The 23,496-nt window shown below is 56.9% G+C and carries 18 protein-coding genes; 7 read left to right on the top strand and 11 right to left on the bottom strand.

Features of this window, described 5'->3' with window-relative positions; genetic code table 11:
• Positions 1 to 126: 126 nt before the first annotated feature.
• On the bottom strand, positions 127 to 3,597 hold the full coding sequence (locus IEN85_RS08550) for a hypothetical protein (protein WP_191616680.1): 3,471 nt from the start codon (positions 3,595 to 3,597) through the stop codon (positions 127 to 129).
• A gap of 379 nt (positions 3,598 to 3,976) precedes the next feature.
• Between IEN85_RS08550 and IEN85_RS08555 the strand changes: the two genes are divergently transcribed.
• Positions 3,977 to 5,140 carry a THUMP domain-containing class I SAM-dependent RNA methyltransferase gene (locus IEN85_RS08555; RefSeq protein WP_191616681.1) on the top strand — a complete coding sequence of 388 codons (1,164 nt, stop codon included), beginning with the start codon at positions 3,977 to 3,979 and terminating at the stop codon, positions 5,138 to 5,140.
• Here the strand turns inward: IEN85_RS08555 and IEN85_RS08560 are convergent.
• On the bottom strand, positions 5,133 to 5,537 hold the full coding sequence (locus IEN85_RS08560; protein WP_191616682.1) for a hypothetical protein: 405 nt from the start codon (positions 5,535 to 5,537) through the stop codon (positions 5,133 to 5,135). The genes IEN85_RS08555 and IEN85_RS08560 overlap by 8 nt on opposite strands.
• A gap of 357 nt (positions 5,538 to 5,894) precedes the next feature.
• Here IEN85_RS08560 and IEN85_RS08565 point away from each other — a divergent pair, with 357 nt between their 5' ends.
• The 3 genes from IEN85_RS08565 (at position 5,895) to IEN85_RS08575 (ending at position 9,489) form a co-directional block, all read left to right on the top strand.
• A complete protein-coding gene (locus IEN85_RS08565; protein WP_191616683.1) occupies positions 5,895 to 6,689 on the top strand; it encodes a class I SAM-dependent methyltransferase in 795 nt (264 codons plus the stop codon).
• Between the two features lie 72 nt (positions 6,690 to 6,761).
• Entirely contained in the window at positions 6,762 to 8,213 is a 1,452-nt protein-coding gene (locus IEN85_RS08570) for an SLC5 family protein (protein WP_191616684.1), read from the top strand.
• 16 nt (positions 8,214 to 8,229) lie between these two features.
• Positions 8,230 to 9,489: a TolB family protein gene (locus IEN85_RS08575; protein ID WP_224772526.1), complete on the top strand. Its 1,260-nt coding sequence runs from the start codon at positions 8,230 to 8,232 to the stop codon at positions 9,487 to 9,489.
• Positions 9,490 to 9,520: 31 nt separating this feature from the next.
• On the opposite strand, the gene trhO is transcribed toward IEN85_RS08575, so the two are convergent.
• Positions 9,521 to 10,510 carry an oxygen-dependent tRNA uridine(34) hydroxylase TrhO gene (trhO, locus tag IEN85_RS08580; protein ID WP_191616685.1) on the bottom strand — a complete coding sequence of 330 codons (990 nt, stop codon included), beginning with the start codon at positions 10,508 to 10,510 and terminating at the stop codon, positions 9,521 to 9,523.
• A 146-nt stretch (positions 10,511 to 10,656) separates the two neighbouring features.
• On the opposite strand from trhO, the gene IEN85_RS08585 reads away from it, so the two are divergent.
• Positions 10,657 to 12,147, top strand: coding sequence for a capsule assembly Wzi family protein (locus IEN85_RS08585; protein ID WP_191616686.1), 1,491 nt, complete (start codon positions 10,657 to 10,659; stop codon positions 12,145 to 12,147).
• Here the strand turns inward: IEN85_RS08585 and IEN85_RS08590 are convergent.
• The 5 genes from IEN85_RS08590 to IEN85_RS08610 all read right to left on the bottom strand — a co-directional run bounded on the left by IEN85_RS08590 (position 12,144) and on the right by IEN85_RS08610 (position 16,180).
• Positions 12,144 to 12,998 carry a VOC family protein gene (locus IEN85_RS08590; protein WP_191616687.1) on the bottom strand — a complete coding sequence of 285 codons (855 nt, stop codon included), beginning with the start codon at positions 12,996 to 12,998 and terminating at the stop codon, positions 12,144 to 12,146. The genes IEN85_RS08585 and IEN85_RS08590 overlap by 4 nt on opposite strands.
• Before the next feature lie 117 nt (positions 12,999 to 13,115).
• Positions 13,116 to 13,562, bottom strand: a complete 447-nt coding sequence (locus tag IEN85_RS08595; protein WP_191616688.1) for a cytochrome b562 — start codon at positions 13,560 to 13,562, stop codon at positions 13,116 to 13,118.
• 110 nt (positions 13,563 to 13,672) lie between these two features.
• Entirely contained in the window at positions 13,673 to 14,626 is a 954-nt protein-coding gene (locus IEN85_RS08600) for a helix-turn-helix transcriptional regulator (RefSeq protein WP_191616689.1), read from the bottom strand.
• A 64-nt stretch (positions 14,627 to 14,690) separates the two neighbouring features.
• Positions 14,691 to 15,599: an anti-sigma factor gene (locus tag IEN85_RS08605; RefSeq protein WP_191616690.1), complete on the bottom strand. Its 909-nt coding sequence runs from the start codon at positions 15,597 to 15,599 to the stop codon at positions 14,691 to 14,693.
• Positions 15,596 to 16,180 carry an RNA polymerase sigma factor gene (locus tag IEN85_RS08610; protein ID WP_191616691.1) on the bottom strand — a complete coding sequence of 195 codons (585 nt, stop codon included), beginning with the start codon at positions 16,178 to 16,180 and terminating at the stop codon, positions 15,596 to 15,598. The genes IEN85_RS08605 and IEN85_RS08610 overlap by 4 nt, the downstream gene beginning before the upstream one ends.
• Before the next feature lie 233 nt (positions 16,181 to 16,413).
• Between IEN85_RS08610 and IEN85_RS08615 the strand changes: the two genes are divergently transcribed.
• Both IEN85_RS08615 and IEN85_RS08620 read left to right on the top strand, forming a co-directional pair.
• Positions 16,414 to 17,907 (top strand): DUF4331 domain-containing protein, encoded by a 1,494-nt coding sequence (locus IEN85_RS08615; RefSeq protein ID WP_191616692.1) that lies wholly within the window; start codon positions 16,414 to 16,416, stop codon positions 17,905 to 17,907.
• An 87-nt stretch (positions 17,908 to 17,994) separates the two neighbouring features.
• The gene (locus tag IEN85_RS08620) at positions 17,995 to 19,263 is read left to right on the top strand and encodes a tetratricopeptide repeat protein (protein ID WP_191616693.1); all 1,269 of its coding nucleotides are present in this window, start codon (positions 17,995 to 17,997) and stop codon (positions 19,261 to 19,263) included.
• Between the two features lie 18 nt (positions 19,264 to 19,281).
• On the opposite strand, the gene IEN85_RS08625 is transcribed toward IEN85_RS08620, so the two are convergent.
• The 3 genes from IEN85_RS08625 to ilvC all read right to left on the bottom strand — a co-directional run bounded on the left by IEN85_RS08625 (position 19,282) and on the right by ilvC (position 23,425).
• The gene (locus tag IEN85_RS08625; RefSeq protein WP_191616694.1) at positions 19,282 to 20,292 is read right to left on the bottom strand and encodes a cytochrome d ubiquinol oxidase subunit II; all 1,011 of its coding nucleotides are present in this window, start codon (positions 20,290 to 20,292) and stop codon (positions 19,282 to 19,284) included.
• Complete coding sequence (locus IEN85_RS08630; protein WP_191616695.1) at positions 20,289 to 21,617, bottom strand: cytochrome ubiquinol oxidase subunit I; 1,329 nt, start codon at positions 21,615 to 21,617, stop codon at positions 20,289 to 20,291. Before IEN85_RS08630 ends, IEN85_RS08625 begins: the two co-directional genes overlap by 4 nt.
• A 323-nt stretch (positions 21,618 to 21,940) precedes the next feature.
• Positions 21,941 to 23,425: a ketol-acid reductoisomerase gene (gene ilvC, locus IEN85_RS08635; RefSeq protein WP_191616696.1), complete on the bottom strand. Its 1,485-nt coding sequence runs from the start codon at positions 23,423 to 23,425 to the stop codon at positions 21,941 to 21,943.
• Positions 23,426 to 23,496 lie beyond the last annotated feature (71 nt).

Genomic DNA, 23,496 nt, shown 5'->3' on the forward strand with positions numbered 1-23,496 from the left:
GCCACTCGGATACATTCCTTTCAAAACAAACGCCCCGCTCTTCCAAGCGGGGCGTTTTTTTGGGGTAGTTAAAGATATTGGGCCGGATGAAAGGCGTGAGCACGGCCTCGCCCAGCTAGAGTCCGATCAAGCGACGGGCAGCTGGCAAAGATCTCCAGCAACGAGCGATACCTCCACACGAAGGATTTGCCCTCTCCTCGCGAACAAGCTCGCAGATTCAGCTGCAGAGAGCTCCAAATCATCCCTCCGCTCCACTGCCCCGTCCGCATGGATTAAGGCGACTCCTGACACATCGGATAGACGATAGACAAAAGGCGTTTGGCAATAGGTGAAGGCCAACATTCCAGTGGAAAGCTCGATCGAATTCCACCGGCCCCACAAATCCAAATAATTGAAAGTATCCCCACCTTGAATAAACGCTTCGCTCCTCAGCAAATCCGGCTGAAAGCGGATCGAGCCTTGCGAGACGAACACCCCAAGCTCTCCCCAACGAGAGAGTATGTCCTCTTTCACCTGTCCGGTCATCCCCGGTTGCTGAGCCCCCATGTGCTTGGGCGTGTGTGAATAGGCATCGATAGGAAATGCGCCGTATTCCTCAGGAGCCTTATCAAATCCTAGACCCGCCAATGTTTCAAAGTAGCGCGCGACGAGCGACTCATAAGCCGCGTTTCCTCTTTCCTTAAAACAGTTCTCCTGGATCGCTAGCAGGAGCTTTGATACCATGTGCCAATAAACGCTCCCCAATCCTTCGTAAGCGAAGAAAGTGCCCGACCGTCCTGTAAAGCTTCGATGGTCAAAGGTGTCTTCGAATATCCGCAAGACCTCCTCACTGTCCTCGCAACACACTGGGTATTCATCGCCAATTTCAGTGAGGGCACGCTGAACATCGCCCGCATTCTTAAAGGAACCGTTGAAGCGAAAGACGCCGGCGCTGTCCTTCGATAGGATTCGCTTGTCGCCTGCAGCGAGCATCGCCTGCAACACGCGCGATTTCCCAACCCGGGTCGCATCGACTTGATTCTTCTCTAGAAAACGCGGCAATTCCTTGTCGGGATACAAAAGATAGCTCTCCACATCCTCCCGGTACAAACGGCTCTGTCGCAGTGAATCCAACAACTTCAAGACCTCATCTCCGGTGAGACGGTTGGCGCTCAAAACAGCGACCTGCCCTTCCAACATTTCCGGAAGGCGCCCGATCTCCACTTCACTCTCTCCGACTGGTCGCAACAGGTTGTAAGAGTGATACATGTCATCCGAACGACGATTCGAGTCAATGGTGTGACCCGCAAACGCTTTCGCACGCTGCAGGAAGGACCGTAATGCAGTGACCTTCACCTCGACTCGCGAACCTCCGATCGAAACATCGTATACAGATTTCCGATACATCTCTCCCGCGATCCCTAAGGCTTCCAGCAACTCGTATCGCTTCAAAGAATCGATCTTCCCCTCAAGAACAGGCTCGAAACGGGAGAATGCATCGTCCAGCCGACTCAAGAAAGCAGCAAGGTCAGCGTCCATTCGATAATGCGCTTCCTCAGAAACTCCAGACAACAGCGTTTCGAGGAACTCAAGGTAACGGTTTACGTAACAGAGAGTCACCACCGACACGCCATAACCGACGAGCGCGTTATTCGCGTCGTTCCACTCCGGCCGCTGCGTATTCATCCAAATGCCGCCATCCAACACGAAATTAGACAGCTTCGCCAACAAGGGAGAAATCAGCTTTTCCAGTAGGTTCGCGCGTACCCGTTCTCCATCTGCACGACACAAAAGCTTTCCGTCAGCGCCTCGTTCTGCAGACGCAGTTGCGAGCGTTTCCGCTGCAGCGTCGTCAAAGAAAATCGTTTGTCGCGGATCCTTCCAGATCGAACGAAAGTCTCTGATGCGATAAGGGACATGGGCGTAAACAAAACACTCTTCCCCAAGCAACTCCAATAGCAAATGCGGCGAGTGCTTCTTCAAGGCTTCCAGCAACTTGAGCAAATAGACAATTTGATGATCGCCCCAGTATCCAATATTTGACCACGGTTCGCTTGGATCGAGAACTTCCCAATCGAATCCGTCCCGAGTCACGCGATAGGGATTGTATCCGTCGGCAGTCGTCGCGTTCAAGAAACGAAAAATCATCCCTGTCAGGTATTCTGGATACGCATAGCCCAAAGGTTCCCAGTTCTGGAAAATGTCGCGCCAGTTCCCCTGGTAAGCCAAGACCGGCTTTCCTTCGTCGTCCTGCATTTCGATGGAAAACTTGTTCCAAGGGCGGCTTGGATCGCCGTGACGCCTGCTGAACGAAAGCGGGAGGTACTCGCTGGCAATACGATAGAGGTCACTGTCGCCTTGTTCCCTCGCCCAAGAGACGAGCTCATCCCTTCGCACCGATACCCCGAGCGCCTCCAAGCGCTCCTCGTATTTGAGTTTGAGCTCTTTGTTCCAAGATCCCAAATAGGCAACGAAGTCCTCTACAGAGAGCGTATAAGCGTCACCAAAGACACCCCCTCTCATCAGGTTAAACAAGGTATTCGAACGGTGCCGAGCGTCGCGAATTTGATTGCCCGTCAATTGCAGTCCATCGCTCGCGGCAATCTTCGCCCGCAATGTCGCTTGATTCTCAGCGATGTCTTTTTTCAGTTCTGACACCATGCAGGGCGCTTCCCTGAAGCGCTTACGCAAGGCTTCCACTTGCACCGCATCCTGCTCGATGTCCGCCGCCAACCACCAATCGATTCCTTCTCCTTTGCCCAGGGCAAAACTCGACTCGACCAAGTACGAACCGCGCTCGCCCCTTGTTTCATCCTCCGTCCGAATCTTCGCCCCCTCGCGGAAGGCCTGCAATTGCCGGGAAGAAAGCAGAACCTGGCTTCGCTCCAAGCCGACCGACCAAACGACACTCGCTTTCAAGCCTTCGCTCGGCTCAGCCCTGTCAGTAGGGATAGAGCTAAGATAATAGATCCCAAGCCCTTCCGCTTCCAGTAGTTCATTCTTTTTGTAGGCATCCGCGAGGTTGCTGAAGTGGCTTAGAAAAGTCTGATCGAGTCCATAAGGCACCACATTTTGGATACCGTCCAAGATCCTCACCGACCTGTTTTCAGGCCCTTCGTTGAAAAGCTCCGCCTGCCGTATGAATCCGAAGGCTTCCCCTGAAGTCCAAGAATACCGAAAACGTAAGCCCAGGCTCGGATCGACTTCCTCGAAGACGATCTTGTTTCCGTCCAAGCTCTTAAAAAGGTTCCGACGCCGACCCGTAGTTCCGATTTCGCTACGAAACGGTTCCCAAAGCACGTCACCCTCTGCTGATTTGACCCAAATCAAACTGCAACTACCGACCCTCTCGTAGGACTCGAATAGCTTGTCCTGCGTGCAATACGGGAACAAGGCATGGTCTGCATTGCGACGCCCGGCCGTGACCGCTCCATTGCTGCCAGCGAACATCCAGTGGTTCGAGCCGCTCACCACGTTCATCAAAAACGGATCCATGCGATCCGAGTCGGCGATCCGATAAAACGTTTCGCCTTCAATCTCAGCAAAGCCGCTCTCGACAGCTGCTTCTTTCGCATCGTCAAACGCGCGATTCGTTCCAAGAGGGTAATCCAAATGCATGTGCTTAATTCTCCGTGGGGTTCAACGCCGACAGAGCAGATGCCATCCGTTCTGTCGGGGTTGAAGCTCTCACTAAGGTGCAATACAATGCAATATAATTTGTCTTTTCATTTCTCCGCAATGATCTATCCCCCTCATCTTCTGAAACTTGAGCTACCATTTTTTTTGAGACTGGCCGAATCTCAGCCCAGTCATTCAAAGTAAAACTGGATCAAAAACGAACTCGCCTAGGGGCTTGCCTCCGCCAAAGTTCCCATAAACAAGCGTACCATCCACTTAACTCGCCAATGGGCTTACTCGGTACGCGTCCTCGCTACCTTCAGCCCGAGAGGACCGTTGCGACACTTCTGCAAATGATCCTCCCTCAAAGCACTTTCACATGTCCAAACGCACCATCCTCGTCACCTGTCCTAAAGCCTGCGCCGAATACCTGGCCGAAGAGCTCAAGTCGCTCGGCTACCAGCCCACTTCCCTCGTCTCCAACGGCGTCTTCATCTCCGGCACCTACGAGGACTGCATCCGCCTCAATCTCACCCTGCGCACCGGCCTGCGGGTGCTCTGGGAAGTCGACACCTTCACCGCCCGCGACGGCGAGGACCTCTACCACCAAGCCGTACGTATGCCTTGGGAAGAGTGGATCCCCGAAGAAGACGCCTACATCTCCATCGTCTCCTCCGTGCGCAACGAGACCGTCGTCAACACCAACTTCCCCAACCTCCGCCTAAAGGACGCCATCGTCGATCGCATGCGCGAGGTCACCGGCGACCGCCCCAACTCCGGCAACGAACGCGATCGCGGCGTCATCTTCCTCTATTGGCACGAAGAGGAAGTCTGCATCTACCTCGACACCTCCGGCATTCCCATTTCCAACCGCAACTACCGCTCCATGCCCGGCGCCGCGCCCATGCGCGAAAACCTGGCCGCTTCCGTCATCGCCGCTACCCAGTGGGACAAAGCCTCGCCCTTCCTCAATCCCATGTGCGGCTCCGGTACTCTCGCCATCGAAGCCGCCCTCATCGCTTCCGGCGTTCCCGGCCAACAGCAACGCCACGAGTTCGCCTTCCAGCACTTCAAGCCCTACGACGAAAAACGCTACCAAGAGATTCGCTCGGAAGTGCGCAAACGCATTCCCGACTCCCTCCCCTTTCCCATCATCGCCTCCGACATCGACCGCCAAGCCATCCGCGCCGCCGAAACCAACGCCAAAAAGGCCGGCGTCGCCCACCTCATCGAATTCCGCGTCTGCGACTTCCGAGAAGCGCCCATTCCCGAAGGCCCCGGCGTCATTGTATTGAATCCTGAATACGGCGAACGCCTCGGCGAGCAACGCCAGCTGGAAGCCACCTACAAAGCCATCGGCGACCTCTTCAAACAAAAGTGCCCCGGTTACTGGGGCTACATTTTCACCGGCAACAAAACCCTCGGTAAACGCGTCGGCCTTAAAACCAAGCGCAAGATCGAGTTCTACAACGGCCCCATCGAATGCCGCCTCCTCGAATACGAGCTCTACGGCGGCACCCGCAACCCCAAGAAAGTCAGCTAATCAGACGCCTCAAAAACACGAGTCCGAATAAGCATAGCCCTAAAATAGCACCCGTCGTTCCCACGTTGTCCGGTACTGGCTTCCTCGAAATTTCTATGCTTTCCGGGAACTGGGTTTCGAACAGTTCGAAGACATCAAAGGGATGCGCGCGAACTAGGTGATCTATGTCTTCATCGTTGATTATGAAGATTCTTCCCGCGATACCCACCGCAGGGTTGCTGTTCCCGATGTAGAAATTGGCAAAGTTTCCGAATTCGTTTTCATAGTCGATGGAGAGAATGGCTTCCCCCCACGGGTAATAGGGAGCGACAGGACCTCCCATGAGCTCCGTAAAAACGTAAGTGTGAGAGAACGCGAAACGGTCGTCCTCGGTTGGAACGTCTGATAGAGTTAGCATTCCACTCCCATCGATTCCCGGATAGTCGCTCCCCGAAATCGTTAGATTGAATCGAGCCGTGAGCGCTGTCGCCGATTGACAAACCAGAAACGCAGCACCCACCCAAAAGAGAATTCGGTGTGGAAAATGCATGGCCTGAAGTCCCTACTCTATACCGAGCCGCCCTGCTCGCAAGCCGCAGGGCAGGCCCGACGTTCGTTAGAAGCGTATCTGTTCGAGCAAGCAAACGCGTTAATGGATGAGACGATAGTGAGGCCCTGTTAAATCGCTTGGAATTTGCAGGCTTGTTCGTTTCGGCTGGCCACAACTCCCCTGAAACCATGAGTAAGTGAAAAGCGAATCAAACGCCCCAACCCCATGGACGAACTCCTCTCCTACCAACGCGAAGCGTGGAACCGCCAATCCAAGGCCGGAAGCCCTTGGTGCACCCCTGTCACCAGCAAACAGATCGCCGCCGCCCGAAACGGAGACTGGAGCGTCATCCTCACGCCCAACAAGAAAGTTCCCCAACGCTGGTTCGGCGACCTTTCCGGCAAGGACCTGCTCTGTCTCGCCTCCGGCGGCGGCCAGCAAGCCCCCATCCTTGCCGCAGCCGGTGCAAAGGTCACCAGCTTCGACAACTCCGACGAGCAACTCGCCAAAGACACGCTTGTAGCCAAGCGCGACGGACTCGCCATCCGCGCCGTGCAAGGCGACATGGCAGACCTGTCCGCTTTCGCCGACGAATCCTTCGACCTCATTTTTCATCCCGTCTCCAACGTATTCGCCCCAGACATACGCCCCGTTTGGAAGGAGTGCTATCGCGTCCTTCGCAATGGAGGTCGCTTGCTGGCAGGCTTCATGAATCCCCATTTTTTCCTCTTCGACCACGAAGACGCGGAAAGAGACGGCAAACTGGAAGTGAAATACTCGCTCCCTTTTTCCGATCTCGAAAGCCTTCCAGAAAAGAAGCTGCAGCAAATCCGAGCCAAAGGCTACGCCTGCGAATTCAGCCACAGCCTCGAATCCCAGATCGGCGGCCAAACCGACGCCGGTTTCCTCGTCGCCGACCTCTATGAAGACAAGTGGAACGACGAAGCCACTCCGCTCAACAAGTACGCTCCCCTCTACATCGCCACCCTCGCACGCAAGCTGAGCGAGAGCTCTTCCTGACGGTCAGACAACGCGGCGGTCGATTTCGCGCAACGGTCATGCTTGGGTCCCTTAACCCCGAGCTCATCCCACATGACCCAAACCCTCGTTTTCGTCCTCATTACGGCGAGTATCGCCCTGCTCACCTATTGGAAATGTCGCCAATTCGGCTCTCGCGGCACCGGCGCCAAAGAGTACTTCCTCGCCGGGGGAAGCCTCAGTTGGATCTTCGTCGCTGGCTCCCTCACGTTGACTAACATCAACACCGACACCCTTGTCGGCTGGAATGGCAACCAGACCTTGATCGTGGTCTGGTGGGAACTGGCCGGCGTGGCGGGGCTCCTCTTGCTCGCCAAGGTTTTTCTCCCCATCTACTACCGCAACAACTGCACCACCGTCACGGAGCTGCTGGAACGCCGCTACGGCGAACCCAACCTGCGAGCAACGGTCGCCTTTCTCTTCCTACTGGGAAACGTCGCCATCTTTCTGCCGATCATGCTCTACACGAGCTCGCTGTTCCTCATCTCGCTCTTCGACCTGCAAATCCCCCTCCTGCTCGTGGCCGCAACGATTGCGGTTGCGGGAGCCTTGTACGCTATTTTCGGCGGACTACGGGCCGTCGCCATTTCCGATACCTACAGTGGCGTGCTCCTCTTCGGAATGGCCCTCCTCGTCGTCTTCCTCGCTCTCGCCGCGGTCGATTGGAACCTTGCCGACCTGCCGCCAGAGCGGATCACCTTGATAGGCGACGCCAACTCCAAAGTGCCCTGGCACACCCTGCTCACGGGTATGATCCTGTCCCAGCTTTTCTACTGGAGCACCAACCAAACCATCACCCAACGCGCCCTTGCCGCCAAATCCCTCAAAGAGGCGCAACTCGGCTGCTACGCCGCAGCAGTCATCCGCGCCACCATCGTTCCTGCGATCGTTATCATTCCCGGTCTCTGCGCCTTCAAGCTGTATGGAGAAACTGGAGACAGCACCTATGGCCGCATCGTTTCGGATACGCTTCCGCATTGGCTAACCGGAGCCTTCGCCGCTGCCATGGTGGCCGCGACGATGACAAGCTTCAACTCGACCCTCAACTCCTCCGCCGCCCTCTATGTCTGCGACCTGCACCAACGCTACTTCAATCCGAAGGTGAACATCACCCGCCTCAGCGTCAGCGTCTCCATCCTGTTCGCTCTCCTCGGCATTGGACTCGTTCCCCTCTACATGGGGGCCGAGAGCATCATCCAGCTCATTCAACAGCTCATCGGCCTCTTCAGCATGCCGATCCTCGCCGCCTTCATGACCGGCCTGCTCTTCCGCAACGTCGACGCCCGAGCCGTCATCGCCTCGCTCCTTTTCGGGGCCGGGCTCTATGCCTTACTTACCTTCGGCTGGGAGGCTTGGTACGCCACCGCCCCCGACGCCCGAATCAAGCCGTGGCACTTCCTGCACGTCATGTTCATCACCGTCTGCTGCTGCATCGGATTCGCTCTTGCCATCAATCGCGCTATATTCAGTCGCCGCGCCCGTTTCGACTTTCGCAAAATCGCTTAACCCCAACCCCAATTCCATGAAAGCCCTTTCCATCGCTATGCTATCTCTCGGATTCGCCACCAGCCTAGCAGCCCAAACCATCAATGGCATCGACTACTCGACCTACGGAGATCCAGCCAACACCTTCGAAATGACGCACAGCGACATTCTCGGCCAGCGCTTCGCTTCCGAGCACCTCACGCTCGTCGACCCCGTCACCGAAGTGCCCTACATCGCGCTGACCACTTCCAAGCACAGCAATTCCAAATTCTACCAAACCCACCCCAGCTGGACCCCGGACGGCAAGTATATCATCTTTCGATCCAGCCGCGGCCGCAACGAAGATACCGGCTCCCGCGGCTTCGCCTACGCGATGTCCATGGAAACCTTCGAAATCACCCAAGTCACCACCGCAGATTGGGGCAGCAATCTCCACCTCGGCTGGAAGGAAAACCTCGCCTACTTCTTCCACGACCAAAAATTAAAGGCCCTCGACCTCGGCCAATTGCTCGCCGACAGCGCGGCTGGCTCAGTGGCCGCTCCCGAGACTTATCTCACCACCCTCATCACCCTCCCCGAAGGCTTTCGCCATACTGGCGGCCTCGGCATCGACGCGAACCAAAACAGGGCCTATTTCGGCGGACGAGGAGAAAACCGCGGCACCATTCTCTACTCCGCCGACTTCTCGACCGGAGAACTGACCCAGTTGCTCGAAGTCCCGCTCTGGGCCAACCACATCCAAGCCAATCCCTACGTCAGCGGCGAATTCATGTACTGCTGGGAAACCCGCGGCGACGCCCCTCAACGTATGTGGATGGTATCCATTTCTCCAGACGGCTCCGTCACCAACCGAGCCGTCTATCCGGAAAAGCCATCCGAGTGGGTCACGCACGAGGTCTACAGCGACGCCGATCACATCGTCTTCAACGTCATGGCTCACCTCGACCGCTTGCAAGAGAATCCCACCGGCGTCTTTTCCCTCAACCTGCGCACCGACGAAGTCACCAACCACGGGCAAATCGGCAAAGGCGGCTTTTGGCACTGCGACCGCAGCGAAGACGGACGCTGGATCGTGGCCGACACCTTCGACGGCGAGCTCTACCGCATCGATACCGAAACCGGTATCCAAACGCTGCTTACAACCGGACACCGTGGAATCTCAAAGAGTCCCTTCACCAGCGAAGCCCACTCGCATCACAACATCAGTCCGGACAACAAATGGGTGCTCTTCAATTCCAGCCAGCTGACCGACTCGGACATCATGCTCGTCCCGCTCCACCCGGAGCAGGCAAAGTAGCTGAAGACAAATCAGGAAGCGTATACTCGCTCTACTCGCCCTTTTTCTCGTTCGCCTTTTTGCGCTCTTCGAGCTTCTGCTCGCGCCACTGCTCGCGCTCGAGCAGAGTCGCCCCAATGTGCTTGCGGCCTAGGGCCTTGCTGATTTCCACTTGCTTCTGGCGCTCGGCCGCCCGAATGCGCTGCTCCTCCGTCAATGTATCGAAACAGTGGGGACAGCTGATTCCCTCCACGTACTTTTCGGACTTCGTTTCCTCTTCCGTCAAAGCATGGCGACAAGCCCGACACATCTCGTAGTCGCCCTTCTTCAGGGAGTGATCCACCGCTACGCGGTTGTCGAATACGAAACAATCGCCCTGCCAAAGGCTTTCTTTGGGATCCACCTTCTCCAAGTAGTTAAGAATGCCACCTTCCAAGTGGTAGACCTTTTCGAATCCTTCCTTCAGCAAGTAGGAGGTCGACTTCTCGCAGCGAATTCCGCCGGTACAAAACATCGCCACCTTCTTGTCCTTCTTGTCGGCAAGCTCCTTTTTCACGTAATCGGGGAACTCGCGAAACGATTTCGTATTCGGGTCGAGCGCTCCCTTGAAGGTGCCGATCTCGTACTCGTAGTCGTTTCGCGTATCGACTAGAATGACATCCGGATCTGAGATCAGCTCGTTCCACTTTTCCGGCGGCACGTACTCGCCCACTTGGTCGTTAGGGTTCACCTCCGGCAAGCCCAAGCGCACGATCTCCTTTTTCAGGCGAACCTTCATGCGATAGAAAGGACACTCGTCCGCCCAAGACCGCTTCACCGTCAGGGCCCCGATCGCTGGGTCCGACTGCAGGTACTCGAGCACCGCTTCCACTCCGGCCTCCGGTCCTGCCATCGTCGAATTGATCCCTTCATGAGCCAAAAGGATGGTGCCCTTGACGCCATGCTGCTCGCAAAACTCCAGCAAGGGCTGCTTGCGGGCTTCGAAATCGGGCAGATCGACGAACTTGTAGTAGGCAACGACCAGTGACTTTTCCGTACTCATGCTGGCGGGATACCTCTCCCCGCAAAAATGTCGAGATTTCAGTCTCGGCAGGGCAACCGCATCAGCATGCCACACGTATACAGAAAACCATCGCGCCTAAAAACGCGCTTCCACTTACAGACGAAAGTCCTTTTAAACAGCCCTCTATGAATTTTCCCGCCGGCAAACGAGCTTCTCGCGCCCTCTTTCCTACTCAGATCCTCACGGTTTTCGCCACGCTGGCCACCGCCTCCCTCTCCGCGCAAAACGCTATCGCTCCGGGAGACGAAGCCCTTCGCCACCACCTCCAGCTTCTCATCGACGAGGGTGTCGTGGAAACGCTCAGCACCAGTTGGCCACTCTCCGACAAGGAAATCGCCCTCAGCGTCGCAAGCGTCAACGCCGACGAACTGACTCCCTCCCAATCCCAGTCCCTCAGCGCCCTGCAGCAACGCCTGGCACGGACCGCCAAGGCGTCCACCGTCCTTCAATACGGCAGCGACCGCCAGGAACTGCGTGGCTTCGCGGACGATTTCCGCGAGCGCGGCGAAATTCGCTTCCAAACCAACGAACAAGTCGGGCTCTTCACCTTTCACCTACAAGCTGCCGCGGTCGACGACCCGCTCGACTCCAAAGACTACCGCCTCGACGGAAGCTACGTCTCCCTCGACTGGAAAAATTGGCAGTTCGGAGCCGGAGCCATCGACCGCTGGTGGGGACCGGGATGGCAAGGAAGCCTCATCCTTTCCAACAATGCCCGCCCCAGCCCTGGACTGTTTCTCAATCGCAACACCACGAAAGCCTTCGATCTGCCAGTCCTGCGCAAGCTGGGCCCTTGGTCCTTCAGCGCCTTCGCAAACCAACTGGAAAGCGATCGCCACATCCCAGATGCCAAGCTCCTCGGCGCCCGTTTCACCTTCAAGCCCATCGACTCCCTCGAAATCGGCCTCTCGCGCACTGCCCAGTGGGGCGGCGAAGGACGTCCCGAAAACCTCAGCAGCCTGAAGGACCTCATCCTTGGAAACGACAACGTCGGCGACGACGGCATCGAGCTCGACGGCTCCAACGAACCGGGCAACCAGCTCGGCGGCATCGACCTTCGCTGGACCACTCGCATCGCCGAGCAACCGGTCACCTTTTACGGCCAGCTCATCGGCGAGGACGAGGCCGGCGGATTCCCCTCGCGCAAGATTGGCCTCTTCGGAATCGAGACCCCTATCGCTACGAACTTCTCGCAAGGACGCGTCTTCCTCGAAGCCAGCGACACCACTATGGACTTCCTCGACGACCGCTTCGCCAATGGCACCTACAACCACAGCGTCTACCAAAGCGGCTACCGCTACCGCGGAAACGCGCTCGGAGCCTCCACCGACAACGACTCCCGTCTGCTGACTTTGGGCGGTTTTCATGAAATCGGCTCTGACAATTCACTGACTTGGAAAGCTCAATACGCCTCTCTCAATCGAGATGGTTCCCCCGGCCGCAACACCATTGCCAGCTCTCACGAGCAGGTTGGAATCCTCTCGGCCAAGTTCGAGCACCAGCTGAACGAGCAATTGAGCCTCGGGCTGAACGCCAGTCACCTGCTGGATGACGTCTCGCCGGATACGCGACTCCCGAAGTCGAGCATCCAGCTCGCGCTTACCATTTTCAACTAGCCGACAACTTCAGCTCCGGGTTCTTTCACGAAGCCCTTGCGAGAGCCGTCCATCCTCCCGTTCGGCGAACTGAGGTATATCAAAACGCCGTTGGGATCGACTGCTACGCACGTCCGCTCGCCCCAAGGCTGATCTGTAGGAGCTTCGCGGAACAGCAAGCCCTCGCCCTCCAATCGCTGATGCTCGGCATCCACGTCCTCCACGGAAAGAGAGAGCCACACGCCCCTACCCGAGGTCGCCACCTCGAACTCCCGATGCTCCGCGTCCGCTGCCGCAGCCATCACTCCAATCTGCTCTCCGCCCGGTCCACGGAGATGCAGGTAGAACGGGGCATCGAAGACAGCTTCGAAACCGAAGTACCCGCAGTAGAACGCTCGCGTCGCCTCCAAATTTTCGCTGACGATTCCCACGCAAAGCCGGCTTTCTTCAGGCAGACCGGAGCTCACTTCCCCACCGCCAAAACGCTCGACAAGGGATCCCACCTCGCGCACCAGCCCGCGGTAGTGCATTTCAAAAAGAGCGTCCGTCATGCCGGGACGCTGCGACTTGAACATCGTAAACGAAGCGACCGTCTGCCCGTTGTCCGCCTTGAAGACGCGAATGGGAAAAGTTTCCATCAACTCCAAGGTCGGACCCGCCAACATTTCAATGCAACCGCTGGCGCGATCCGCGTCGATAGCAAACGCTAGCGCTCCACCCAGAGGCGTCGTCACCACCCAACGCTCGTCCTCCTTGCGGACGGACTGGCAAAAGCTGACTGCCCACAGCGGCAAGGTTTTGGGGTCGGCCAAAAAAGAAAACACTTCGTCCAGCGAAGCGGAAACAGTGATTGTAACAGTGCGGTTCTTCATACCCCGCCACCTTAACTCGTCTCGCTGACAACCCTATGTCAGCAGACAATCAATGCACAAAAAAACTCCGCCTGGATTAAGGCGGAGCCTGCAAACAATTTCAGGACTCCAGATCGCTCAGTCCTCGTCTTCCGGCTTGTAGGCCTTGTGCCCCTTCTTGCGAGCATCGTTGATCTTGTCGATCGTGGCGGAGGCTTTTTCGGCATCGCCCGCCTTCAACGCAGCATGCAGCTCCTCGAGCAAGGAAACCGTGTGCTTCATGCCTTTCTTGTAGCCTTCGATAAACTTTTTCTTGGCCGCATCTCCCTCCTGTTGGGCGAGCAAGCTGGGCTCCATGTCGATCGACTTCTTGGCGTGCTTGATCATGATTTCCACCTGTTCCGCTGCCGCTGGAAATTGATCGGGATTTCGCACCGCCCGGCGCACAAGCTTCCACGCATCGCCGATATGCTCCATCTCCTCTTCCAGTGGAGTGTGTTCATGGTCGTCATGATGCTGGGCCAAAGCGTACTGAGAGGAAAATATCAGGCTGGCGACGAGAAATAGCAGGGTCTTCTTTTTCATATTCAGATGATGGATACTAAGTGGGTGAAAACGTTCTAGAATACGCGCTCCTGCCAGACGCGTTTCCAAAGCAACGGAACGCATTCGACCAGAAAGCAACGCTTCCGACTTCAATCGCTCGCATGATGTTCCGCAAGCTTTCTCGCCGCCTCCGCCAATAACTCCCGCAATTCGGGAGGATCCACCACACGAACGTCCTCGCGGAACGAAAGCAACCAGCCGGTCATCCATTCGTAGGACCCCGTACGCAGGGTGAGCAGCACACCATCCTGCCTCTCCTCCTCTTCGACCAACCCCAGCGACCACTCTCGCCGTCCCCGACCGGCCGAATAACGGCTGAAGAGCAACCTGGCCTCCAGCGACTCGGTATGCTCCTTCTCCTTAGCGAGATAGGCTTGCAAATCGAAATCGCTGCAGCGGATCGCCTTTCGATCCAGAACTTCAAGCTTCTGGATACGATCGATACGAAAATCCCGGTAGTCCTCGCGCAGGCAGCACCATGCGATCAGGTGCCAGTAATCGAGATAGTGGATCATGCCCAACGGCTCCACCTCACGCGTCGTTACTTCTCCGCACCCTCCTGCCTGATAGGAAATCCGCAAGGCCCGCGATTCCGCCAGCGCCGCCTGCAGGTCCACCAAGCGCGCGATCGCCCCGTCGGGCTTGGGAGCATGGCTGCTCCAGCCGAAAACGACCGACTCTTCCACTCGTTCCAATCGACGGCGTTGGCGCTCCGGCAAGGCAGCCTTCACTTTTAAGATCGCCGACTGGATAGAAGCGTCGAGCGAGGGATCGCTCGTCTTGCTCAAGGCCAAGCCTGCCATGCCCAAGGCCGCAGCCTCGTTTTCGGAGAACATGATCGGCGGCAACAGGTATCCCTTCATCAACGAGTAGCCGACGCCCGCTTCCGCGACCACGGGGATCCCTATTTCGCTCAAGGCTGAGACGTCGCGATAGACCGTTCGCAAGCTGATTTCGAAATGGGCCGCGATATCCTCCGCTCGCGTCACCCGGCGGCTCTGCAGCAAGAGCATGGTTCCCATCAGCCTGTCGATTCGGTTCATCGAAACCGAAGCAATTCAAGCGGCGAGCCGCTGGCAATCCTCCTGTCGCGACCGAGCGAGAAAACTAGTTGCCAACCAAAACGATCGGTCCCTGAGGCGAAGCGTTTCCACCCTTGCTCTCCAAGCTGAGGGCGAAGGCGTTGATGGTGGAAATCGACTCGGATCCAGAAAACGAATACTCGAGCGTGCCGGCGTCACTCGTGTTGAAAACGCCAGCGCTGACCGGCGACTCGTACGCTGGATCAATGATCCAAAGCTGGTAGTCTTGGTCCTCCGACAAAGCGGGAAGCTCGGAAACCGTGAGGCGACCCGTCTGTCGCGAGGCATTCCAAACCGCCACCGCTTGGGCGTTGGGAGCCGACTCCAGCTGGGACTTCAAAACGGCGATACGCAGGTTTTGCAAGGCACCTTGGCTTTCCAGCTTTTCGACCTCGGCCTCGAGGGAATTCAGCTCTTGCGAGTGCTCCGCCAGCAAGCTTTCAACCCGCTGCGTGAAACTCGCTTCCAAGTTGTTCATCTCGCGAGAATGCTCGGTCAACAAGGCATCCACCTTTTCGCTGTACTCCGACTGCAGCGTTTCGAAACGGTCCGCAACCTCTGATCGCTGAACCCAGAAGATGAGGCTAGTGACCGCGAAAGCGGCGGCGATCCCCCATGGGAACCAAGAGCCGAAACTTCGAGAAGCGCGAGTGTCGGGCGACTCGGGCGGGATGTGCATCGGGATCAAGCCGGGACGGGAAGCGGAAACGTCCGAGCTATAGATTTCGCTGAAGATCCGATCCTCCAGATCGGCGGGCGGTTCCACCTCTTCAGCCGTCAACGCCAATACGTCCGAAGTAGCCGTGAAGCGTTCCACCGCTAAACGGGCTTCCGGATTGATCGCCAACTCCCTCTCGAAGGCGAGCAACTCCTCGCCTTCCAACAAATCAACCGCGTAGAGGGCCGCCAGCTCCTGTAACTCGTCCCGGCTCATAGCTTGCCCTCCAATTCCGCTCGCAAGCGTTCAAGGCCCCTGCGAATCCTCGATTTCACGGTGCCCAAAGCTTGCGACTCCTGGGCCGCGATCTCGCTCTGCGACAAGCCGCCAAAATATGCCAACTGCAAAACCTGCCGCTGGTCTTCCGTCAAAACGCCGAAAGCCTGGCGCACGGCTTGAGCCGCCTCGCTGCTGCGCAAGCTCTCGAAGGCGCCAGCGAACGGCTTGCTCTGCGTCGACTCCACGATGTCTTCCCTCGAGTCGTCCACGATCCGACCGCGACGCGACTTCTTGCGAATCCGATCGATCGCGCGGTTGCGGATGATCCGCGACGCATAGGTCAAGGGCTGGGAAACGCTCGCGTCGTATTGCGGCGCCTGCTTCCAAAGTTCTAGAAAGGTCTCCTGCATGAGTTCATCAGCGTCCGCGGCGTTTCCGGTAAACTTGAACGCTGCAGAGTAGAGCGCTTTCGAGATGCGCCGATAGAGAACGCGAAACGCGTCTCGGTCACCCTTTCCTGCTTCGTGCAGGAGGGCCGCATCCGTCAGTTCGGAAAGTTGTTCGGACTTTAAATTCACAAAAAGGGAGGAGTCTTTTCGGAGACTTACGCTCTCGAAACGTCATCGGATCCCAAACAAATGCGCTTTTTCTGAGAAAACAAAGGTTGCCGCGCTTTTTTGAGGAATCTGCCGCCCAAACGGATCCATTCCCTCCACCCGAGCGAACCTCGGTTCTAAACGAAGCCCAGTCCAATGGCTAAAAAGCCGGGACACCGGCTCCCCAAAAAGAACCCTAAGCCAACCACTACACTATGAAACATGCATCATCCCAATATTTTGGATACAGTCTAGGCACACTCCGAAAAACCTGCCTCGCCAGCCTCGCTGGCATAATCGCCACCGCAGGAGCCTTCGCCGCCAGCCACAGCGATGCTCCACTCATCAAACAGGACCCGCAAGCGAACCTAACCGATGTCTACGCCTTCGTAGGGACCAAATACGACGATCCGGAAACAAAGGTTCTCAACGTGCTCGTCTCCGTCCGCCCTTTCAGCGATCCGGGAGATGGTGTGATTTACGAGCGTTTCTCGACCGACGCGCTCTACAGCATCCATCTCGCCAACCCCACCACTGGAAAAAGCTTCCGCCAATACGACTTTCGCTTCTCCAGCACCAATTCGGATCGAGCCCCCGTATTGAAAAATCCCGATACGATTCTCTCCTACGGCTTGGGCACCGAAGTGGGAGCTATCCAAGAACCAGGCGACGCCCGTCAAAACTACACCCAATACTATTGGGTCGCCAAAAACCGACGCTACCTAACGGGCGCCCTCGTCATTCCGCCTCCCAATGTCGGAGCCAACACCACTCCCTTCTACAATGACATGGACGGGGAAGCTGTTTCCGGAGCCGCAAACCTGACGGAACTCGACTCCTACACCCGCAGCACGATCTACGACTTGCCAAGCGGCGAAGCAGTCTACGCCGGACCTCGTGAGGATGGATTCTACGCCGATACGCCTGCCATCTTCGACCTGCTCGATTCCCGCATCCTCGACAACACCGGAGACTTGAGCGACGGTCTCGGACAAGACGGAAACGGGGTCGACGGATTCCAAGGATTCAACGTATTGACCTACTCGATACAAATTCCGATTAGCTCCCTTCCCGAGATGTCCTACTCGGATCCATTCTTCGGCGACGCTAAAGGTGTAGGTGTCTACGCGACCGTCAGCCGACCTAGCATAACCTTGCGCAACCATCGGGGAGACTACGCCGCCGGGCGCTGGGTACAGGTAAATCGCATGGGCAACCCGCTTTTCAACGAAGTGCTCGTAGCCCTCAAGGATAAGGACGCGTACAACCGCTCCAGCCCAACCAGCGACAGCCGCTACGCAAGCTACGCGACCAACCCAGAAGTCGCCACGCTCATCAACACCGTCTACGGCACCAACTTTCAAGCAAGCGGACGTGTCGACCTGAAAGCGGTCTTCATTCCAGACGTTCTTCGGGTAAATACCCAAACAGATCCTGTTCGGCTCCCCGGTCAGGAAGGATACAGCCGCCTCGGTTTTATTGGAGGAGATACGACCAGCGGCGTAAACAGCGGATGGCCTAACGGTCGACGCATTGGCGACGACGTCGTCGACATCGCGCTGACCGCGGTCGCTAGCGGACCTAGCTACCAGACGATCACGCTCGTTGGAGACAACGTAGCCTCCAACGATGCTTCGTACCACCAAGTATTCCCATACTTGGCAACGCCGCACGCTGGTCCGACCACAGACCAACGGGAATCCAAATAGAAAACACGGGGCGGGCAGACCCCTGCCCGCTCTTCTCTGTTCCTCATCAGTCCGCCACTCAACTCGTAACCTAAAAACCGATACAACATGACTTTTAGTAGCTCTCGCACAACACTCTTCGCGGCCACCGGCAGCATGGCCATGGCCAGCCTTCTACTCGCTTCCCCTGAGGATCTGGTCGAGCGAGGCAACGCTCTCATGCAGTTGTCTCGCGACGAGATGAACCCCAAGTACTACAAGCAAGCTGCGGACTTATACTCCGAAGCCTTGGAAATCGACCCCGAAAATTCGGACGCCATCCTCGGCATCGCCTGGGTTGAGAACTCGAATCACAACTTCGAAAACGGCGAAGCGTGGGCACACAAGGCTATAGAAATAAACTCGGAACTCGCCGACGCGTATTCACTACTTGGCGACTCCCAAGTCGAGCATGGCGAATACGAGGAAGCCTTTGACAACTATCAGCGCTCCCTCGACCTGCGACCCGATTTGGCAAGCTACAGCCGAGCCGCCCACCTCGTCTGGCTGACTGGCAACCGTGAAAGAGGAATGAAGTTAATGGAACTCGCGATCAGCGCCGGTGCCCCTCACGCGGAAAATACCGCATGGTGCCAATCCAAGCTCAGTATCATGCTGCTACATGCCGGCGAGCTCAAACACGCCCTGCGACTGGGAACGGAAGCCGCTGCCCACGCTCCTAAAAATCCGCTCGTTCTCGCCAATCTCGGCATCATCAAACGCCGACTCGGCGAAACCGAAACTGCCCTCAGTTTATTCGAACGCTCCCACCAACTCCAGCCTACCCACGAATCTCTCTCCCACCTCTACGACCTCTACACCGAGCAAGAGAACACCGATAAGGCTCAGAAGATCTACGAAGCGCTCGTTTCCTATCACCGCCACCATCATGGGCCAATTTTCGGCTTAGAGCATCCCAAAGATGGGCACGGCCACGGTTCGCACGGACACCATCACGCACCCGCATCCGCTCAGCTCGCGAAGTTCTGGCTCGATCGAGGCCTGTATCCAGAATTAGCCTTACGGGAAGCTAAAAACGCTTTTCACCAGTATCCCAACATTGAGTCAGCCCACACGCTTGCCCTTGCCTACCACAAATTCGGCCAAAACAAAAACGCGGCCCGAGTCATGGAAAAAGCCTTACACTGGACACCCCCTTTGCCCGAAATTTACTATCACGCCGGACTGATCCAGAAAGGTCTCGGAGATGATTCCGAAGCACAGAGAAATTTCGAGCGAGCGGTCGAACTTGACCCCCAATTCAATCGGCCTGAAATACCTGAACAAGAGGCGCATCTCGCATCCTCCTCAGGTACTACAGTTGCAGCGCTTCATTGAGCGACCTGGCAAAACCCATCAGTCATAGCTCAGATCCGTGGCCTTGCCTCGGAAAACCCGATAGGCAAACACAGTGTAGCCCACCAAAAACGGAAACACGATCGCGGTCCCGATGAGAATGACCCGCAGCGACTCCGGAGCCGCTGCCGCCTCCACGATTCTCAACTGTCCCGGCACGATGTACGGATAGAAACTGTATACCAGCCCCACGAAACCGAGAACGAAGATGGAAACGGAAATAGCGAAGGGCATCGCCGACAAGCGATCGCCGGGCATCGGGAGAGCTCCCAGCAAGAAATGCATGATCACCGTCAGCAGCATGGAAACCAGCGGCATGGCGATCAGCAGGGTCGCTTCCGGAAACGCAAACATCCGGTCATAGATACGCGTATTCACGAACGGGGCCGTGAGGCTGCTCAGCAGCGCGGCCGCCACCATGGCCCAAATCGCCCGGCGCGCCCACTTGACCGCAAATCGCTGCAGGGCGTCTTCCGTTTTGAGAATCAACCAAGCCGCCCCCATCAAGCCATAGCCAGCCACCACCAAAAAACCGAAGAACACCGAGAAGAGCTCGCTGATCCAGCCCGACTGAAATCCTACCACAAAACGCCCGACCATGTAGCCTTGGCTCAAGGCCACCACCAAGGATCCTAAAAAGAAAGTCCGGTCCCAGCCTTCCTGCTTCTCCGGCGCCACCTTCTTGCGGAAGTCGAATGACACGCCGCGGAAAATAAGCCCGACCAGCATGATCGCGACCGGTAGGTAAAGCTCTCCCAAGACCAAACCGTGGGCCGCCGGGAAGGCCACCAGCAACAGCCCCACCCCTAGGACCAACCAGGTCTCGTTCGCATCCCAGTAAGGGCCAATCGACCCCACCATTCGGTCTCGATCCGGCCGTTCAACGAAACGCGACAACAAGCCAACCCCTAAGTCGTAACCATCGAGCACCGCATAAAGCAGCATCGACAGGCCAATCAAAAAGGCGAAAGCGAAAGGCAACCAAGCCCCATCTTGCAAAAATTCGTTCATTGCGGATTCGGTTTACGATTCACGTCCCCCGCCCTCTTGGCGTTGCGAGTCAGGTAGAAAAGAGCCGTCACGTAAGCGACTAAGAGCACGGCATAGGTAAGCAGGTATGCCGCCAAGGTCACTCCCACATTCGCCGGAGGAATGTCCGCCACCGCGTCCTTTGCCTTCAGCACGCCCTGCACCAGCCACGGCTGGCGACCGATCTCAGTGACGTACCAGCCCGCCACCGTGGCAACCCACCCCGCCAGCGTCATCCACTGCAGCAAGCGCAGGAACCAAGTCGGCAATTCACCTCGCTTCCAAAGCGACCAAGCCCCGTAGAGGCCGGCAAATATCATCAACATGCCCGTTCCCACCATAATGCGAAACGACCAGTAAACGGGAGCCACCGGCGGATGCTCTCCTTCGAAATCGTTCAATCCCTGCACATACCCGTTCGGGTCTCGCGTCACGATGAGACTGCCCAACTTGGGCACCGAAACTTCAAAGCGGTTCTCCCTCTCCGCTTCGTCAGGCAGGGCAAACAAGCTCAGATGCACCCCTTCCCCACTTTCCCAAAGCGCTTCCATGGCAGCGAGCTTCTGCGGCTGGTAGTCACGGGTGTTCGTTCCGTGCAGATCACCGACCACCAGCTGAAGCGGGGCGAGGACGGCCGCTAGAAACAGACAAGACCGCAAACCCGCTTGCACCGCCGCCCCGCTGTCTCCCCTCAATCGCTTGTAAGCCATGAGCCCCGCTCCCAAAAACGCAACCGTTAGCCCGGACGCCAAAACCGCATGCGCAAATCGATACGGCATGGAAGGGTTGAAAATGACCTCTTTCCAGCTGGTTGCGTGAGCCACGCCGTCGATCATTTCGAATCCCGTGGGCGTGTGCATCCAGCTGTTTAACGCCAGTATCCAAAAAGCGGATAAGCTCGTTCCTGCTGCCACCAGAAACGTCGCCAAACTATGCACCCAAGGCTTCACACGACGAAAGCCGAAGAGCATGATTCCCAGCATGCTCGCCTCCAGGAAAAACGCGGTCAGCACTTCATAGGCGAGCAACGGCCCTGCGATATTTCCAACGGTATTCATGTAGCCGGGCCAATTGGTTCCAAACTGGAACGACATGGTCACCCCACTCACAACCCCCAAGCTGAAGGTCAGGGCGAAGATCTTGGTGAACAGGAAATACAGCTCCATCCACTTCTCGTCCTTGCTCCTTTGGAAGCGAAACTTGAAGTAGAGCAATAGCCACCCCAGCCCAATCGTGATCGACGGGAAGAGGATGTGAAAAGTGATGTTCGCCGCGAATTGGATACGCGACAGGACAAACGCGTCCATGGCAATACGTGGTTAGGCGTTTAAGTTGAAATCAGGCGACTCCTACCAAAAGGCTCATTAGCCCGGTATCGAGCATAACCGAAAAACTATAAGCCTCTTTGATCTGAGCTAATCCCGCGCCTCATAGTCGGGCGCTTCGCCCCAAGGTAGGGCGGACTGGCCCAGTCCGCCGTGGACGAATGATCTTGCAACGCGGCTACCTAGGCCAGACAGCCCTACCCTCGCCATCGTGGAGCTTGGCCGTTCCTCTCCCCCACAAAAAAAAAGACGCCCCACTCTCGCGAGCGGGGCGTCCCTAAATTTCAACTACACCAGTGGAACGATTAACCGCCCACCGCGATCTTCGCCATAGCAGTCATGTGACCGCGCAATACCGCGCCGATCTTCTCGACACCGTGGCTGCGGATCTTGGCGTTGGCTGCAACCAACTCTTGGTTGTCAACTGCTGTGCAGCTGGACTCGAGACCCTTGCCGATCACGTCGGTCTTGATTCCCTTCATGAAATCGCCAAGCAGAGGAATCGCGGCGTTGGAGAAGAGGTAGCAACCGTACTCGGCCGTGTCGGAGATAACCTTGTTCATCTCGTAGAGCTTCTTGCGGCCAATGGTGTTGGCGATGAGAGGCGTTTCGTGGAGGGACTCGTAGTAGGCCGACTCTTCCTTGATGCCCGCGTTGGTCATGGACTCGAAAGCGAGCTCCACACCGGCGCGTACGAAGGCCACCATAAGGATGCCCTTGTCGAAGTACTCTTGCTCGGAAATTTCCACATCGCCAGCAGTCGACTTTTCGAATGCGGTTTCGTTGGTCGCTTCGCGCCACGCCAGCAAGTCCTTGTCGTCGTTGTCCCAGTCGGCCATCATGCCGCTGGAGAAAGCGCCGGACATGATGTCTTCCTGGTGCTTGTCAAAGAGGTCGCGCATGATGTCCTTCAGCTGCTCGGAAAGCTCGAAAGCCTTGAGCTTCGCTGGGTTGCTGAGGCGATCCATCATGTTAGTGATGCCACCGTGCTTGAGCGCTTCGCAAATCGTGTCGAAGGAGTGCTGCACGAACTTGGAAGCCCAGCCTGCTTCGATGCCTTCTTCGATCATCTTGTCGTAGGCGAGAAGAGAGCCGGCTTGGAGGAGACCGCAGAGGATGGTCTGCTCGCCCATGAGATCGGACTTCACTTCGGCGATGAAGCTAGACTCGAGGCAGCCGGCGCGATCGCCACCTGTAGCGCAAGCGTAAGCCTTGGCGATATCCCAGCCCTTGCCTTCCGGATCGTTCTCGGTGTGAACCGCGAGAAGGGTCGGAACGCCGAAACCGCGCTTGTACTCTTCGCGCACCTCGGTGCCAGGGCTCTTGGGAGCGACCATGATCACCGTGAGGTCGTCGCGGATCTGCATGCCTTCTTCTACGATGTTAAAGCCGTGCGAGTACGCGAGGGTCGCGCCCTTCTTCATGAGCGGCTGAACCGCATTGATCACCGCAGTGTGCTGCTTGTCGGGAGTGAGGTTCAACACGAGGTCCGCCGAAGGAAGCATCTCTTCGTAGGTACCCACTGCGAAGCCGTTCTCGGTCGCGTTCTTCCAAGACTGGCGCTTCTCCTCGATCGCCGCCCCACGCAGCGTGTAGCTGACATCGAGACCGGAGTCACGCATGTTGAGGCCCTGGTTGAGGCCCTGAGCGCCACAGCCCACGATGACCACTTTCTTGCCCTTGAGTGCTTCGACTCCGTTAAACTCGGAGGGATTCATAAAACGGCAACGGCCGAGTTGCTCCAGCTTTTGGGCCAAAGTCAGTGTGTTGAAGTAGTTTTTTCTGCTCATGGTTAGCGTGGTCTAAAATTGGGAAAGCGGCCACTATGCCTTCCTCTCCCCTCGGGTAAAGCGCTTTTTCG

Origin of the sequence: Pelagicoccus enzymogenes, from assembly GCF_014803405.1 — a bacterium.
GTDB lineage: Bacteria > Verrucomicrobiota > Verrucomicrobiia > Opitutales > Opitutaceae > Pelagicoccus > Pelagicoccus enzymogenes.

Bases quoted from the DNA above. Each gene is read 5' to 3' on its own strand.
- IEN85_RS08575 (WP_224772526.1), top strand. From the start codon at position 8,230: ATGAAAGCCCTTTCCATCGCTATGCTATCTCTCGGATTCGCCACCAGC.
- IEN85_RS08570 (WP_191616684.1), top strand. From the start codon at position 6,762: ATGACCCAAACCCTCGTTTTCGTCCTCATTACGGCGAGTATCGCCCTG.
- IEN85_RS08595 (WP_191616688.1), bottom strand. From the start codon at position 13,562: ATGAAAAAGAAGACCCTGCTATTTCTCGTCGCCAGCCTGATATTTTCC.
- IEN85_RS08625 (WP_191616694.1), bottom strand. From the start codon at position 20,292: ATGAACGAATTTTTGCAAGATGGGGCTTGGTTGCCTTTCGCTTTCGCC.
- IEN85_RS08600 (WP_191616689.1), bottom strand. From the start codon at position 14,626: ATGAACCGAATCGACAGGCTGATGGGAACCATGCTCTTGCTGCAGAGC.
- IEN85_RS08560 (WP_191616682.1), bottom strand. From the start codon at position 5,537: ATGCTAACTCTATCAGACGTTCCAACCGAGGACGACCGTTTCGCGTTC.
- ilvC (WP_191616696.1), bottom strand. From the start codon at position 23,425: ATGAGCAGAAAAAACTACTTCAACACACTGACTTTGGCCCAAAAGCTG.
- IEN85_RS08565 (WP_191616683.1), top strand. From the start codon at position 5,895: ATGGACGAACTCCTCTCCTACCAACGCGAAGCGTGGAACCGCCAATCC.
- trhO (WP_191616685.1), bottom strand. From the start codon at position 10,510: ATGAGTACGGAAAAGTCACTGGTCGTTGCCTACTACAAGTTCGTCGAT.
- IEN85_RS08555 (WP_191616681.1), top strand. From the start codon at position 3,977: ATGTCCAAACGCACCATCCTCGTCACCTGTCCTAAAGCCTGCGCCGAA.
- IEN85_RS08590 (WP_191616687.1), bottom strand. From the start codon at position 12,998: ATGAAGAACCGCACTGTTACAATCACTGTTTCCGCTTCGCTGGACGAA.
- IEN85_RS08585 (WP_191616686.1), top strand. From the start codon at position 10,657: ATGAATTTTCCCGCCGGCAAACGAGCTTCTCGCGCCCTCTTTCCTACT.
- IEN85_RS08620 (WP_191616693.1), top strand. From the start codon at position 17,995: ATGACTTTTAGTAGCTCTCGCACAACACTCTTCGCGGCCACCGGCAGC.
- IEN85_RS08630 (WP_191616695.1), bottom strand. From the start codon at position 21,617: ATGGACGCGTTTGTCCTGTCGCGTATCCAATTCGCGGCGAACATCACT.
- IEN85_RS08605 (WP_191616690.1), bottom strand. From the start codon at position 15,599: ATGAGCCGGGACGAGTTACAGGAGCTGGCGGCCCTCTACGCGGTTGAT.
- IEN85_RS08615 (WP_191616692.1), top strand. From the start codon at position 16,414: ATGAAACATGCATCATCCCAATATTTTGGATACAGTCTAGGCACACTC.
- IEN85_RS08550 (WP_191616680.1), bottom strand. From the start codon at position 3,597: ATGCATTTGGATTACCCTCTTGGAACGAATCGCGCGTTTGACGATGCG.